General features: G+C 39.8%; 12 protein-coding genes. 7 read left to right on the forward strand and 5 right to left on the reverse strand.

From position 1 onward, the window contains the following. Positions 1-7 precede the first annotated feature (7 nt). On the reverse strand, positions 8-1,582 hold the full coding sequence (ahpF, locus tag H5088_RS12600; protein WP_182692532.1) for an alkyl hydroperoxide reductase subunit F: 1,575 nt from the start codon (positions 1,580-1,582) through the stop codon (positions 8-10). A gap of 155 nt (positions 1,583-1,737) precedes the next feature. After that, positions 1,738-2,307 carry an alkyl hydroperoxide reductase subunit C gene (gene ahpC, locus H5088_RS12605; RefSeq protein ID WP_002960601.1) on the reverse strand — a complete coding sequence of 190 codons (570 nt, stop codon included), beginning with the start codon at positions 2,305-2,307 and terminating at the stop codon, positions 1,738-1,740. A 281-nt stretch (positions 2,308-2,588) separates the two neighbouring features. On the opposite strand from ahpC, the gene H5088_RS12610 reads away from it, so the two are divergent. The 3 genes from H5088_RS12610 (at position 2,589) to H5088_RS12620 (ending at position 4,296) form a co-directional block, all read left to right on the forward strand. Continuing rightward, positions 2,589-3,008: a DUF3429 domain-containing protein gene (locus H5088_RS12610; RefSeq protein WP_182692533.1), complete on the forward strand. Its 420-nt coding sequence runs from the start codon at positions 2,589-2,591 to the stop codon at positions 3,006-3,008. A gap of 67 nt (positions 3,009-3,075) precedes the next feature. Further along, positions 3,076-3,477: a hypothetical protein gene (locus H5088_RS12615; protein WP_002960599.1), complete on the forward strand. Its 402-nt coding sequence runs from the start codon at positions 3,076-3,078 to the stop codon at positions 3,475-3,477. Between the two features lie 3 nt (positions 3,478-3,480). Further along, positions 3,481-4,296, forward strand: a complete 816-nt coding sequence (locus H5088_RS12620) for a class I SAM-dependent methyltransferase (RefSeq protein WP_182753077.1) — start codon at positions 3,481-3,483, stop codon at positions 4,294-4,296. Positions 4,297-4,323: 27 nt separating this feature from the next. Here the strand turns inward: H5088_RS12620 and H5088_RS12625 are convergent, their stop codons facing one another. Further along, positions 4,324-5,928 carry a GMC family oxidoreductase gene (locus H5088_RS12625; RefSeq protein WP_182753079.1) on the reverse strand — a complete coding sequence of 535 codons (1,605 nt, stop codon included), beginning with the start codon at positions 5,926-5,928 and terminating at the stop codon, positions 4,324-4,326. Positions 5,929-6,030: 102 nt separating this feature from the next. Between H5088_RS12625 and H5088_RS12630 the strand changes: the two genes are divergently transcribed. The 4 genes from H5088_RS12630 to H5088_RS12645 all read left to right on the forward strand — a co-directional run bounded on the left by H5088_RS12630 (position 6,031) and on the right by H5088_RS12645 (position 10,494). Continuing rightward, the gene (locus H5088_RS12630) at positions 6,031-7,041 is read left to right on the forward strand and encodes an AraC family transcriptional regulator (RefSeq protein WP_182671069.1); all 1,011 of its coding nucleotides are present in this window, start codon (positions 6,031-6,033) and stop codon (positions 7,039-7,041) included. Between the two features lie 37 nt (positions 7,042-7,078). After that, positions 7,079-8,065, forward strand: a complete 987-nt coding sequence (locus H5088_RS12635; RefSeq protein WP_182733326.1) for a Gfo/Idh/MocA family protein — start codon at positions 7,079-7,081, stop codon at positions 8,063-8,065. A 589-nt stretch (positions 8,066-8,654) separates the two neighbouring features. Further along, positions 8,655-9,398, forward strand: a complete 744-nt coding sequence (locus H5088_RS12640) for a FadR/GntR family transcriptional regulator (RefSeq protein WP_002960591.1) — start codon at positions 8,655-8,657, stop codon at positions 9,396-9,398. A gap of 232 nt (positions 9,399-9,630) precedes the next feature. Beyond that, positions 9,631-10,494 (forward strand): DMT family transporter, encoded by an 864-nt coding sequence (locus H5088_RS12645; protein ID WP_182753081.1) that lies wholly within the window; start codon positions 9,631-9,633, stop codon positions 10,492-10,494. Between the two features lie 81 nt (positions 10,495-10,575). On the opposite strand, the gene H5088_RS12650 is transcribed toward H5088_RS12645, so the two are convergent. Beyond that, the gene (locus tag H5088_RS12650) at positions 10,576-11,772 is read right to left on the reverse strand and encodes an MFS transporter (RefSeq protein WP_182753084.1); all 1,197 of its coding nucleotides are present in this window, start codon (positions 11,770-11,772) and stop codon (positions 10,576-10,578) included. Positions 11,773-11,847: 75 nt separating this feature from the next. Next, complete coding sequence (locus tag H5088_RS12655) at positions 11,848-12,942, reverse strand: NADH:flavin oxidoreductase/NADH oxidase (protein ID WP_182753086.1); 1,095 nt, start codon at positions 12,940-12,942, stop codon at positions 11,848-11,850. Positions 12,943-13,361: the final 419 nt, after the last annotated feature.

Consider the following 13,361-nt stretch of genomic DNA (forward strand, 5'->3'; position numbering starts at 1 on the left):
AATTACATTAAGCAGCGCTTTGATCAGCTTCTTCAGAGTGACGAATTAAATAATCAAATGCGCCTAAGCTTGCTGTTGCACCGCTGCCCATTGCAATAATAATTTGTTTAAACGGAGTATTGGTTGCATCCCCCGCGCCATAAATGCCTGGTAATGAAGTTGCGCCTTTAGCATCAATTAGTATTTCACCAAATTTGCTTAATTCAAGGTCGCTGTCTTTTAACCACTCGGTATTTGGTATTAAGCCTATTTGTACAAATATACCGGCAAGTTCAAGCTCTTTGCTCTCCCCCGACACTCTATCTGTGTACATTAAGCCAGTTACTTTTTTACCATCACCAAGTACTTCGGTTGTTTGTGCACTTTTTATAATAGTAATATTAGCCATGCTTTTAGCTTTACGAATAAGCACTTCATCGGCTCGTAGTGTGTCTGCAAATTCAAGTACCGTAACGCTTTGCACAATATTAGCTAAATCGATTGCCGCTTCTATACCTGAATTACCACCACCAATTACAGCAACAGGTTTGCCTTTAAATAAAGGGCCGTCGCAATGTGGGCAATATGCCACACCGTGGCCACGATACTCTTGCTCACCTGGTACGTTCATTTCGCGCCAGCGTGCACCAGTTGCAAGTACGAGCGACTTAGCTTTAAGTACTGCGCCATTTTCTAGTGTAATTTCGTAACCATTGTTATAACCAAGTGCCGCTGCACGCTGATTATGCATTACATCTACATCGTATTCTTTAACGTGCTCTTCAAGCTGGGCAACCAATTTAGGCCCTTCAGTCGCTTTAATCGAAATAAAGTTCTCTATTGCTAGTGTATCGGCAACTTGTCCACCAAATCTATCAGCAACAATGCCTGTATTTAACCCTTTTCGTGCTGAGTAAATTGCAGCCGACGCGCCCGCTGGGCCGCCACCAACTACCAGTACATCGAACTCGTCTTTTTCGCTTAGCGCTGCTGCTTGTTTAGCAGCCCCTTTGCTATCTACTTTATTAAGTATGTCAGTAAGGCTTAGTGCACCTTGGCTAAATGGTTCGCCATTTAAATATACAGCCGGAACAGCTAAAATATTTCGTTCTTCTACTTCATCTTGAAATAATGCACCGTCAATCATGGTGGCTTTAATATTACTGTTTGTCGCTGCCATAGTGTTAAGTGCTTGCACTACTTGCGGGCACGTTTGGCAACTTAAACTTATGTATACTTCAAAGTTCAGCTCTTGAGTAAGCGATTGTATTTGCTCAATGTCTTCGCTTTTAGCTTTACTTGCGTGTCCGCCAGTATGCAAAAGTGCTAACACTAAACTTGTGAATTCATGACCCATAGGTACGCCTGCAAACGTAACATGAGTTTTTTTAATAGGCGAATGTACAACCATTGACGGGCGACGTGCGCTTGTATCAGGATTGCTTATTACAGTAAATTTATCGCTTAGTGAGGCTAAATCGTTTGCTAAGCTTTCTACTTCTGCTGATTTTTTGCTGTCATCCAAGGCAATAAGCAGCTCAACAGGTTGAGTAAGCGATTCGAAATGGCTTTTTAATTGATTTTTTATGTTGTTATCTAACATGGCTTAACCCTTTTAGGAAAATTTAAACAGCAAGCCTCCCATGCCAAATAATGCATGTGCTTAAACAAGTATATTGATATTGGAGGCACCAACAAACGAATGTTCGTTGATTTAAGGGCAGTTACCTGCCCTTATAAAAGTGGGTAAACCTATATTTAGATTTTACCAACTAAATCTAGTGAAGGTGCAAGTGTGTCTTCACCTGGCTGCCAAGATGCAGGGCAAACTTCACCATCGTGAGTTGCAATGTATTGTGCAGCTTGTACTTTACGAACTAGTTCTTTAGCGCTTCGGCCAATTCCTAAATCGTGAGTTTCGATTACTTTAATTTCGCCTTCTGGGTTCATTACAAATGTACCGCGAAGTGCTAAACCTTCTTCTTCAATCATTACACCAAAGCTACGTGTAATACGCCCTGTTGGGTCGCCAATCATTGGGTAAGTAATTTTACCGATAGTGTCTGACGTGTCATGCCATGCTTTGTGAGTAAAATGAGTGTCAGTAGATACTGAGTAAACTTCTACGCCCATTTCTTGAAGTTGTGCATAGTAATCTGCAAGGTCACCTAATTCGGTAGGACATACAAATGTAAAGTCTGCTGGGTAAAAGAAGAAGATAGACCATTTACCTAGAACATCTTTTTCAGACAATTCTACAAAGTCACCGTTGTGGTAAGCGGTTGCATTGAATGGTTGTAATTTTGTATTGATTAATGAAGTGCTCATGGTATTTCCTCATCTGTGTTTATGTATTTTAAAAGTAATCAACGCTTTCGTTTTAAACGACCTTCTGCGTTGGCTTGATTAATACAATAAGTCCAATGGGAAATTAAATAAAATTGATTGTTTAGATTAAAACAATCGGTTTTTTGGGTTGAACTATGTAATCATTGTTATCGTATGCATTATGTGAATTGTAAACGCTGGCGAATTATTAAGACCGCTAATCGCAATACTGCTACAATAGCCGCGCTTCAGATAAGTCATTAAATATAAGGCACACCGTAATGGAAAAATTTGTTAACCATATACAGCTAGGTTACCTAGGCTTAATCCCGTTTTTAGGGTGTGTAGGTTGGCCGCTCATGTTTGGCAGTAATAGCCTTAACTTGGAGTTTTTTACTTTTTACAGTATCGCCATTTTAGCATTTATGGCGGGTAACTTATGGCGCGCCGGAGAGCAAACTTATAGCAATGCGATAAAAGCTGTTGTTCCTGTAATACCTATACCATTTTTATCATTTTTACCTGTTGAGTGGGCACTCGCTTGTTTAGGTGCTAGTTTTTGGTTAGTACTTATATTTGAAAAAGCCACGCCGCAATGGCAAACCTATCATAAAGATTATCAAAAAATGCGCTTTGTACTTACCTCTGTTGTGTTTGTGTGTCATATCCTTACTATTGGTATGAGTATTTACCCTAAATAGCAGCTGTAAACTTAAATATTGCGTGGTAATAAGGTAATATCCGCGCACTGCTATTTGAGGACACACCATGATTGACCAACTACGCCAACAACTCGACGAACTTGGCGAAAACTACGTAGAAAAAAACGCTGCATTTAAAATCAAAGTGATCCCATTTTTTTGTGCTATTCGCATTAAAAAAGATCATAAAAGCGAAGGTCGTTTAAGCTTTTATTCAAGTCAATTACTCGAAATATTTTTAGTCGTCTTATTTTTGCTATTCGGTTTAACACTGTACGATACAGATGCAGGATTTACTCACGGCCCTATTCATATTGCCTTTGCCATTTTAATTACCTTTAATCTTATTATTAAACAAATCGCTATTGAAGGGTTAAAAACCAGACTTGCGTTTCATCGTTTACTAGCAAAAGACTCACAAACAAATAGCGATATAAATAATACTGCTACAAACATAAACGCTAAATAAAATATGTATTTAAATCCTCAATGGCGAATACTCACCGTAGGCGATGGCGATTTATCGTTTTCGAACGCTATTTACACTCATCTATCGCCAAAAGCTTTGGTTGCATCCACTTACGATGACCAAACTACTATTGAGCAAAAATACCAGCACAATGCACTTAGCAACTTAAAAGCGCATAACGTTGAGGTACTTAATAGTTTTGATGTAACAAACCATGCATGTTGGCAAGCTCTAAGTGAAAACCAGCACAGCTTTGATGTGGTTATTTTTCAGTTTCCGCTTATACCTGCATTTGTTGGCCGAGAAGCGTTTGAAAACAACACGCGCCAAACCAGTATGAACGTATTAAACCGCGCTTTACTGCACCAATTTATTAAATACGCTAACGAATACGCGCTTGATAAAAATGGGCCAATGCTTTGTTACATCACCTCAAAGGATGTAAAACCTTATCGAGAATGGAATATAGAGGGGAGTTTAAATAACGGTTTAACCGCAGATTACTTAGGCCAAATCCCATTTGATATTAGCCATTTTGAAGGTTATAAAATTCGTAATGTTGACCGCGACAAACACGTTAAAGACACAAGCGGCATAACTTACGTTTTCAGCCCAAAAAGTCTCGATAAACATACTAGCGAATTAAGCTCACGCCTTACAATGCCTGCATACTTAACATCTAACCATTGCCCCCTATGCCGCGTTGGGCCTTATGTGGCAAGCGAGGACGAAGCCAAGCATTTAAACGCTAAAAAGCATCAGCAAATGCTGCATCTTGAAAGCGATTGGCAACAATGGCTAAATGAGTTTTATAGCTAATTAATAGCCCTACTACTGTTTATTTAATTACTTCCTTGCGTGTTTAATTAAATCAGCCGCTTTTTCAGCAATCGCAATTACCGGCGCATTTGTGTTGCCGGTAATAATAGTAGGCATAATCGACGCATCAACTACGCGTAAGTTACTTACCCCGTGTACTCGTAAATTAGTATCTACCACTGCCATTGAGTCTTGCCCCATTTTACAAGTCCCGACCGGGTGATATTCGGTATCTGCAGTTTGGCGTATAAACTCGATTAGCTGATCATCATTATTTATATCAAGCGAGTAGAGCATTTTACCGCGTATGTTATCAAAAGCGTTGCTTTGCATAATAGCGAGTGTTTTTTTAAGACCAGCAAGCATTACAGTTAAATCATCTGGATGGCTTAAATAATTAGGGTCAATAAGCGGTGCACTACGCGGGTTGTTATCTGCTAATGTAATCGTGCCTCGGCTTTTAGGGCGCATAATACTGCTGTGTATACTGTAACCATGCCCAGTGTGTAATTTACGACTATGATCGTCCACCAGCCCAATTACAAACTCTAGCTGCACATCGGGCGCTGGCGAGCCTTCAAATAATTTAATAAACGCGTGCGACTCTGCAAAATTACTGGTTAATCGCCCTTGTCGTTTACTAAACCAGTTAACACAGCCTTTTATAATGCTGGCAATGCCAAGCGGGCTTATACCAAATGTGCCTTTACTTGTTTTTGATTTATAAAGTGGCACTACCGTTAAGTGATCTTGTAAATTAGCGCCAACACCTTCAAGTACGTGCTGAACCTCAATGTTATGCGCACTTAACTGCTCTTTTGGGCCAATGCCTGAAAGCATTAATATTTGTGGTGAATTAATAGCGCCAGCACTAAGTATTACCTCTTTTTTAGCACGTAAATTAATAACTTCTTTATTACGCTCAATTTGCACACCTTGCGTTATCTTATTAGCTATATTTATTTTATTAACGTGGCTATGGGTTAATACCGTTAAATTGGGGCGGTTTAAATGCGGTGTTAAATATGCTTTTGCCGCACTACAACGCTCGCCATTGTGCTGAGTTACCTGCGATAAACGCGCACCGCTTTGCTCTTTGCCATTTATATCGTCGCTTAAATTAACGCTCTGCTCAGCACAGGCATTTAAAAAATATTGGTTTACATTGCTTGGGTTACTTAGCTCTTGTACATGTAGCGGGCCTTTTGTTCCGTGCAGCTCATTATTTATAAACGCTTTATTGTTCTCAGATTTAATAAAGTACGGGAGTAAACTCTTAAAATCCCAGCCTTCATTACCAAGCTGTGCCCAATTATCGTAATCGTATTTGTTACCGCGAATATAAACCATTGCATTGGTAGAGCTTGAGCCACCCAATACTTTGCCGCGCGGCACAAAACCACAGCGGTTATTAAGCTCTTTTTGTGGCACCGTATTGTAATGCCAGCTATTTATGCCATAAGGCACACTCGCTGCTATGCCAGCTGGCATTTGCACAAATGCACTTTTATCGCTGCCGCCAGCTTCAATTAAACACACACTGACATTTTTATCCTCAGACAATCGCGATGCCATAACGCAGCCGCCACTGCCTGCGCCAATCACAATGTAATCAAATGTTGTATTGTTCATGGTTTACCTTAATAAAAGTTTTAAACGGCCTTAACAGTAATAGTGCATAGAAAAACCCAATAAAACTTGATATTTTTAGACATCACTTATTTGGGGTTAACCATGAGCAGCCTAATCAGAGCCACGTCATTACAAGGTATAGACACGCTAATTAGCGAATTTGGCGGCGATCCGCATGAAATAATGCAAAGCTGTAATATTAGTAACGTTGACTTTAAAAATCTCGACAACCAATATTTACCTTATCGAGATTACGCTGAGCTTTTAGAATACTGTGCTTGTAAGTTCAATTGCTCTAGTTTTGGCCTTAAGCTCGCAAGTAGACAAAACTTTGATATTTTAGGACATATTGCAATTGCTGCCAAAAGTAGTACTAATTTAGGTGATGCACTTAATTGGGTTATTAAATACCTTCACTTACACAGCCCTGCACTTAGCTTAAATTCGCACCCTTTAGAGAATGATAAAAGCTTGTTTTTATCATTCGAAATTAATTTAAAACCATTACCGCACATAAACCAAGTCATTGAGCTAACCATTGGTTTAGCATTAGCTGTTATTAAAAAGCTGAGTAATAACCGCTGCAAACCAATTAATATATTTTTGCCAAAAAAGTTAAGTACTAATACTCGTGCCTATAACACTTACTTTGGTTGTAACGTTATAGAGCATCGCAACAGCGCTGGCATTGTAATCTCAAAAAGTGATTTAACTCTTGAGCTTGATCACCCTAAACTAAATAAAGTACAAGCAGCGCTAAACTTCTTGGCAAAAAACAAAGAACACACACAACCGTTGCCCAACCAAGTTAGTGCGCTAATTAGGCCTATGCTTCCTATTTATCAATGTAGTAACCAAACTATTTCAGCTGCGCTGGGTATGCACCCGCGTACTCTGCATCGAGAACTTATCAAACATAATACGAGTTTTGTAAAACTAAAAGATGCCACTCGCCGCGCTTTAGCTGCACACTATTTAGCGCAAAACCAATTTACAATCTCAACCATATCTGAGCTTTTAGGATATCAGGAACAAGCAACACTAAGTGTTAATGTTAAACGCTGGTTTGGATGTTCTCCTCGAGCATATAGAACTAAAAAAATGTTAAACTAAATACTCTTATTATTTTTATTTAAGCTAAGGAGTGAGCATGAACTTTGTTATTGTTGGCACCAATTTTATTAGCGACACATTGTTAGCCGCTGCAAATACGTTAAACGATTTTAATTTATATGGGGTGTGCTCGCGCGCAGTATCTAGCGGCGAAGCATTTTTAGCCAAACACCCACAAAATGCACAAGCAAAAATTTTCACCTCAATCGAGCAAGTTTGCCAAGATCAAAATGTCGATGCTGTCTACATAGCCGCCCCTAATAGCTTACACAAACAATATGCCGTTATGTGTCTAGAAGCGGGTAAACATGTCCTTGGCGAAAAACCATCAGCTGCCAATTCTAAAGAGCTTGCAAGCATTATAGCTACAGCAAAAAAGCATCAGCGCCTTTACATGGAAGCCATGATGACCACTCACTTGCCTAACTATGAACAGCTACAACAGGCAATGGTAAAAATTGGCACACCACGTAAATATATTGGCCAGTACAGTCAATACTCATCGCGTTACGATAAGTATAAAAATGGAGAACGCCCAAACACATTTTTACCCGAGTTTGCAAATGGTGCTTTAGTTGATTTAGGGATTTACCCGCTGTATTTATTAATTGCACTTTGGGGGGCACCAAAAAGCGTGAGTGCCAGTGGCGTATTGCTCGATACTGGTGTAGATGGTGCGGGCGATGTATTACTAAACTATGCAGATAAACAAGCCGTTATTAGTTACTCCAAAATATCGCAAGGCGACAACATAACCGAAATACAAGGCGAGCTTGGGCGCATACGTATAGAAGCCGTATCGCAACTTAAAAAAGTGGAATTTATTGCTAATAATGGTGATGTAGAGATTATATCCCAGCCGTTTGATGAGCACTTTATGAAATACGAAGTTGAGCATTTCATGTCATTAGTGAAGCAAAATATCCTTGAGTCACCTGTTAATACGCACATTTTAGCCAGTAACGTAATGAGCGTTCTTGATGAAGCGCGCAAACAGCTTGGGGTTGTGTACCCTAACGACTAATTAAATAAAATATGGGCGTTAACCAACGACAGTTAATACCAATCTGCTTATATATGGGGTCTATTTAACGTTAAGAAAATTACGCTAGAACTAGGCAAAAATTTTTATATCTAGCTGTTCTAAATAAAAAATTTTTAACGACGTTATAGTGCAATTTAATTCGTTAAATTGATCAAAGATTTATGCAGGTTGGTATAATACCCAGAAGAAAGCTTAAATAGCTCTCGTACAACGACACATTTTACAAAACACTTTAAAATAGCGATCCCCATCCATGGGCAATCAAATACTTCTACAACAAACTTAACACTGACAACCCAACTCGGTTTATTACCAATATTTATTACTCAATAACCTTAAATCTAACCTAACACATAAAAACATTACCAATCAAGCTGGCCAATTACATTATTTTAAACTAAATTGGTAATACAAGAATGCAACCGTTGGTGTATAGTGGTTTTTAACCCTAACATCGCGTTAGAATTTTGACATAATAGTGAATTTTAAGGTAACCTCTGATATTAACAGTTGGTTTTGACTTATAGGCCCCAGAGGCCATTATTCCTTAAGGTAATGAAGGTAAAGTATGGGTAATCGTCGCTTATTTTGGCGCATAGTTGATAAAATTGAGTCTTTAATAAATCAAGGCGAATTTTCTGCTGGGAGTCGTTTACCACCTGAACGTGAACTTGCAGAAATGTTTGATGTAAGCCGCCCTACCATTAGAGAAGCTATTATCGCATTAGAAGTACGTGGCCGAGTTGAAGTTAAAACTGGCTCTGGTGTTTACGTAGTAGAACAAAAAAATGCATCTATAAAATCAAAAGAGATCAGTGCATTTGAACTTACTCAAGCTCGCGCATTAATTGAAGGCGAAATTGCCGCTCTAGCTGCTCAAAGCATTACAGAAGAAGAACTAGAGCAACTAAATAAAACATTAATTGCTATGGAAAAAGGCCTATATGTTGAGCAAGCCGATCGTGAGTTCCACGAAATTATAGCTAGAGCAACGCGTAATAAAGCACTTGAATTTGCAGTGTCTAACTTGTGGGATTTACGTTTAACAAATCCACAAATTGTTGCTGACTATGGCAGTGTGTGTAAAAACAATAACGAGTGCGTTATGGATGAACACACCGCTATTTATACAGCCCTAAAGTCGCATGATGCAAATGCAGCGCGCAGTGCAATGCACAAACATTTTAACCGCTTAATTAATGCTTTATTTGACGCTGTAGAATCGCGTGCACTTGAAGAAATTAAACGCAAAAATGATGAAAAACGAGGCCTCTACTCGCTTGATGGCTTAGTTAATAAAAGTGCCCATTAAGGCCTTTTAACCAACTGATTAAAGTTAGCAAACGCCTGTTTGCTAACTTTACCTCTTACTTTATTTACCTTCCCTATTTAATATACTTTTTATTGCGTTATTTTTGGTCGCAAAGACTTACCTATAAATTTAAAAAAAGATACTATGCCGCCATTAATATCGGGTGGGTTTAGCTTTTATACTCCCTGCATTACATAACTAATTGATAGAGTTACTCAACTCAAGGATAAAAATGAAAGCATCTTCAAAAAGTTATTTACTGGCTATCGTGTGTGTATTGCTTGCCATGATGACCATTCAAACGGGCGCGTCGTTTGCAAAACAGCTTTTTCCAATTGTTGGCCCTGAGGGTACGACGGCCCTTAGGCTTGGTTTTTCTGCCTTTATACTTTGCTTAGTGTTTAAACCTTGGAAACACATACCCACTACGGGTAATCGTATTCCTATAATTGTGTATGGTTTAAGTTTAGGCGGCATGAACATTTTGTTTTATTACGCTATTGAACGCATTCCACTAGGCATTGGTGTAGCACTTGAATTTACAGGCCCGCTTGCTGTTGCCTTATTTTCATCACGCCGCAAACGTGATTTATTTTGGGTTGCCTGTGCTATTGCTGGTATTTTGCTTCTGCTTCCTGATATGAGCGGGCAAGATAGCCTTGATCCATTAGGTGTAGCGCTTGCGCTTGGTGCTGGCGCGTGTTGGGCAGGTTATATATTATTTGGTAAAAAAACCGGCACACAAAGTTCTGGTGGAGCCACTGTCGCATTGGGCATGACTGTTGCCGCTATAGTGCTAGTGCCTTACGGCGGCATTATGCAAAGCCCCGCGTTTACATGGGAAATTATCCCACTGGGTATTGGTATTGCTATTTTATCAAGCGCACTGCCTTACACACTTGAAATGGTTGCACTGCGTAACATGCCTTCACAAGGGTTTAGCGTAATGATGAGTTTAGAGCCTGCAATAGCTTCGCTCGCAGGGTTTATTATACTGGGTGAATTGCTTACTTTATGGCAGTGGCTCGCTATTTTGCTTGTAATTATTGCATCTGTTGGTAGCTCGTTTTCAAACGCAAAAAAACAGGCTACTTAGTTAACTACCAAACTAACCTAAACAACACAATAAAGTCACCATACAACATGGTGACTTTATTGTGTTGTATCCGGTAATTTTTTAACTCACAGCCTTACTTCGCTTTTTAGTTGTAAGCAAATAGCCAATCAACGAAATAAGCGGCATACCCGTAGCCACCAGTGCAATACCAGTCCAACCACCCACTTCATATAATGGGCTGGCAATAAGCGAGCCTACTGCGCCACCTACAAATATGCTAGTCATATAAATAGCGTTTAAACGCGCACGGCTTTGTGGTTCTAGTGCGTACACTGCACGTTGACCCAATACCATATTGGCCTGCACAGAAAAATCAATAAACACACCGGTTAATGCCAATACTATAATGCCGTAAGGTAACTCAAATAAGCTTGGTAAAAAGCACAGTGCTGCAATGAGTTTGGCCAGTAACGATAACTGATGCGTATAGCCCTTATCAGCCAAACGCCCAACAATGGGAGCTGCTACAGCACCTGCGGCGCCCACTAGTGCAAACAATGCTATTTCTGATTGGGATAAACCATACTCACGGGCAAGCACAACCGGTACGCTCGTCCAAAATAAGCTGAACGATGCAAACATTAACGCTTGAAAAAGTGAACGTTGGCGCAGCACTGGCTGGCTTATCATTAATTGTTTCAGCGATTTTAATAACTTAAAATACGTTGTTTTATGGGTTGGTTGCCTACTTGGAATAGCAAAATAAATTACACCAGCAATAAACACCATACACCCTGCTGCAAAGTAAAATACAGCGCGCCAACCAAAGTGATCGGCTATTAAGCTCGATATAGGTCTTGCTAGCAAAATACCTAACAACAAACCCGCCATAATATTACCAAGAACTTGTCCGCGTTTTTCGTCAGACGATAAATGCGCAGCAAGTGGAATAAGCACCTGAACAGAAACCGAACTTATACCTATCATCAAACACAAAATAAGCATTACATTAGGTGAATCAGCAAGTGCCGTACCCACTAAACTCAAAAACGACACACCAAGAGTGACCAACATAAGCTTTTTATTTTCAACTAAATCAGCTAGTGGTACTAAAAAAAACAACCCCAAAGCGTAGCCTATTTGTGTAAGCGATACGATAAGGCTAGCACTGTGCGCACTTAATCCAACTTCTGGGGCAAGTAACTCAATAATAGGTTGAGCGTAATAAATATTGGCAACAATAAGACCGCAACACAAAGCAATAATAGTAACGAGTGTATTGCTAAGAGGTTGCGCTGAAACGCCTGTTTGGGTCATGTGTGTCTCTACTTTATAAAAATAATAAAACCCAACCCGCAAACGCGGGTTGGGTTTCTACAAAAAAACTAAACTTTATTTTATTGGTGATGGCTGCCCATGTGGGCTTGAGCGTAAATACTGTTTAGGTGCAGTTACTGTAGCGCCAAGCTCTGCAGCTGCATGCCACGGCCAGTGCGGGTTATATAAAATACCACGCGCTAGTGCTACGCCATCGGCTTGCTGCTCACTAATAATATCTTCGGCTTGTTGCGCCTGTGTAATTAAACCCACCGCTATAACAGGCATTTTAACTGCTTCTTTTATGGCTGTTGCAAACGGTACCTGGAAATTAGGTTTAACTGGTATTTGTTGCTCTGGGCTTAGGCCCGCCGTACTTACATGAATAAAATCACAACCTAGTTCATCAAGCGCTTTACTAAGCACTATCGAGTGATCTAAATCCCAGCCACCTTCAACCCAATCGGTTGCCGAAATACGCACACCCACTGCTTTATTACTGGGGAATACCGCTCTTACCGCTTTAAACACATCAAGCAATAACCGCATTCTGTTTTCTAGGCTGCCACCGTAGTTGTCATCTCGCTTGTTTGAAAGTGGCGACAAAAATTGATGTAACAGGTAACCGTGCGCACCATGAAGCTCGATTAAATCAAGGCCGAGTTCATCAGCGCGTTTAGCTGCACTTACAAAATCTTTAATTAGTGAATCTATGTCAGATTGGCTCATTGCTTTTGGCACTGGGCTGTTAGCGTCGTACGCAATTGCCGAAGGTGCGAGCGTTTGCCAGCCATTTACATCATCAGGTGCAATGGCATCGCCACCGTCCCATGGTTTTTCAGTTGATGCTTTGCGCCCAGCATGCGCTAACTGAATACCAATAGGCATAGGGCTGTATTGCCTTACTGCTTTTAGGCTTTTGCCTAATGCTTGCTGGGTTTCGTTATTCCAAAGCCCCAAATCGCCGTAGCTAATACGCCCTTCTGGGTTTACTGCTGTTGCTTCTAAAATAAGTAACCCTGCACCACTTAAACTCAATTGGCCTAAATGAATAGTATGCCAATCGCTAGCAGCGCCATTATTGGCTGAATACTGGCACATAGGGGCAATAATAATACGGTTATCTAACGCTACTTGCCCAAGTGATAAAGGCGAAAATAGTTGGCTCATTGTTAATCCTTAAAAACACGCACAAAAAAGTGCGGACAAAATAAAAAAGAGAATACGAAGCGGCAATCAAACACGCTCACTCAATAACTTAAACTGTCACTAGTAATGGCGACTTAACACTCTTAATGGGGATCAAAATACACTTTAATAGTGCTAATAAAAGTATAAGTAATGACATTATGAAATATTAATTTTAATGTAATAATTTGTTTAACGAGCACGTCATAACACCACCTTTAAAATACGAATGACTATTTACCTTTAAACAAGGGTTTAATTTTCAATCTAACTGTACCTAATTACACTAAGCCATTGCCTGTATTGCCTATTAACCAAATAAAAACCCCGAAAATAAGCTATATTTATTCTATAAAAGTGAATTAAAATTCAATTTAAATATTCCAAGCTACTTCACTCCC

This window comes from Pseudoalteromonas sp. SR43-3 (assembly GCF_014163875.1).
In the GTDB taxonomy this organism is placed as follows: domain Bacteria; phylum Pseudomonadota; class Gammaproteobacteria; order Enterobacterales; family Alteromonadaceae; genus Pseudoalteromonas; species Pseudoalteromonas distincta.

What these genes read in the sequence shown, in the direction of transcription:
- H5088_RS12650 (WP_182753084.1), bottom strand. Translation starts at nt 11,772, where the DNA reads ATGACCCAAACAGGCGTTTCAGCGCAACCTCTTAGCAATACACTCGTT.
- H5088_RS12655 (WP_182753086.1), bottom strand. Translation starts at nt 12,942, where the DNA reads ATGAGCCAACTATTTTCGCCTTTATCACTTGGGCAAGTAGCGTTAGAT.
- H5088_RS12610 (WP_182692533.1), top strand. Translation starts at nt 2,589, where the DNA reads ATGGAAAAATTTGTTAACCATATACAGCTAGGTTACCTAGGCTTAATC.
- H5088_RS12640 (WP_002960591.1), top strand. Translation starts at nt 8,655, where the DNA reads ATGGGTAATCGTCGCTTATTTTGGCGCATAGTTGATAAAATTGAGTCT.
- ahpC (WP_002960601.1), bottom strand. Translation starts at nt 2,307, where the DNA reads ATGAGCACTTCATTAATCAATACAAAATTACAACCATTCAATGCAACC.
- H5088_RS12645 (WP_182753081.1), top strand. Translation starts at nt 9,631, where the DNA reads ATGAAAGCATCTTCAAAAAGTTATTTACTGGCTATCGTGTGTGTATTG.
- H5088_RS12615 (WP_002960599.1), top strand. Translation starts at nt 3,076, where the DNA reads ATGATTGACCAACTACGCCAACAACTCGACGAACTTGGCGAAAACTAC.
- ahpF (WP_182692532.1), bottom strand. Translation starts at nt 1,582, where the DNA reads ATGTTAGATAACAACATAAAAAATCAATTAAAAAGCCATTTCGAATCG.
- H5088_RS12620 (WP_182753077.1), top strand. Translation starts at nt 3,481, where the DNA reads ATGTATTTAAATCCTCAATGGCGAATACTCACCGTAGGCGATGGCGAT.
- H5088_RS12630 (WP_182671069.1), top strand. Translation starts at nt 6,031, where the DNA reads ATGAGCAGCCTAATCAGAGCCACGTCATTACAAGGTATAGACACGCTA.
- H5088_RS12635 (WP_182733326.1), top strand. Translation starts at nt 7,079, where the DNA reads ATGAACTTTGTTATTGTTGGCACCAATTTTATTAGCGACACATTGTTA.
- H5088_RS12625 (WP_182753079.1), bottom strand. Translation starts at nt 5,928, where the DNA reads ATGAACAATACAACATTTGATTACATTGTGATTGGCGCAGGCAGTGGC.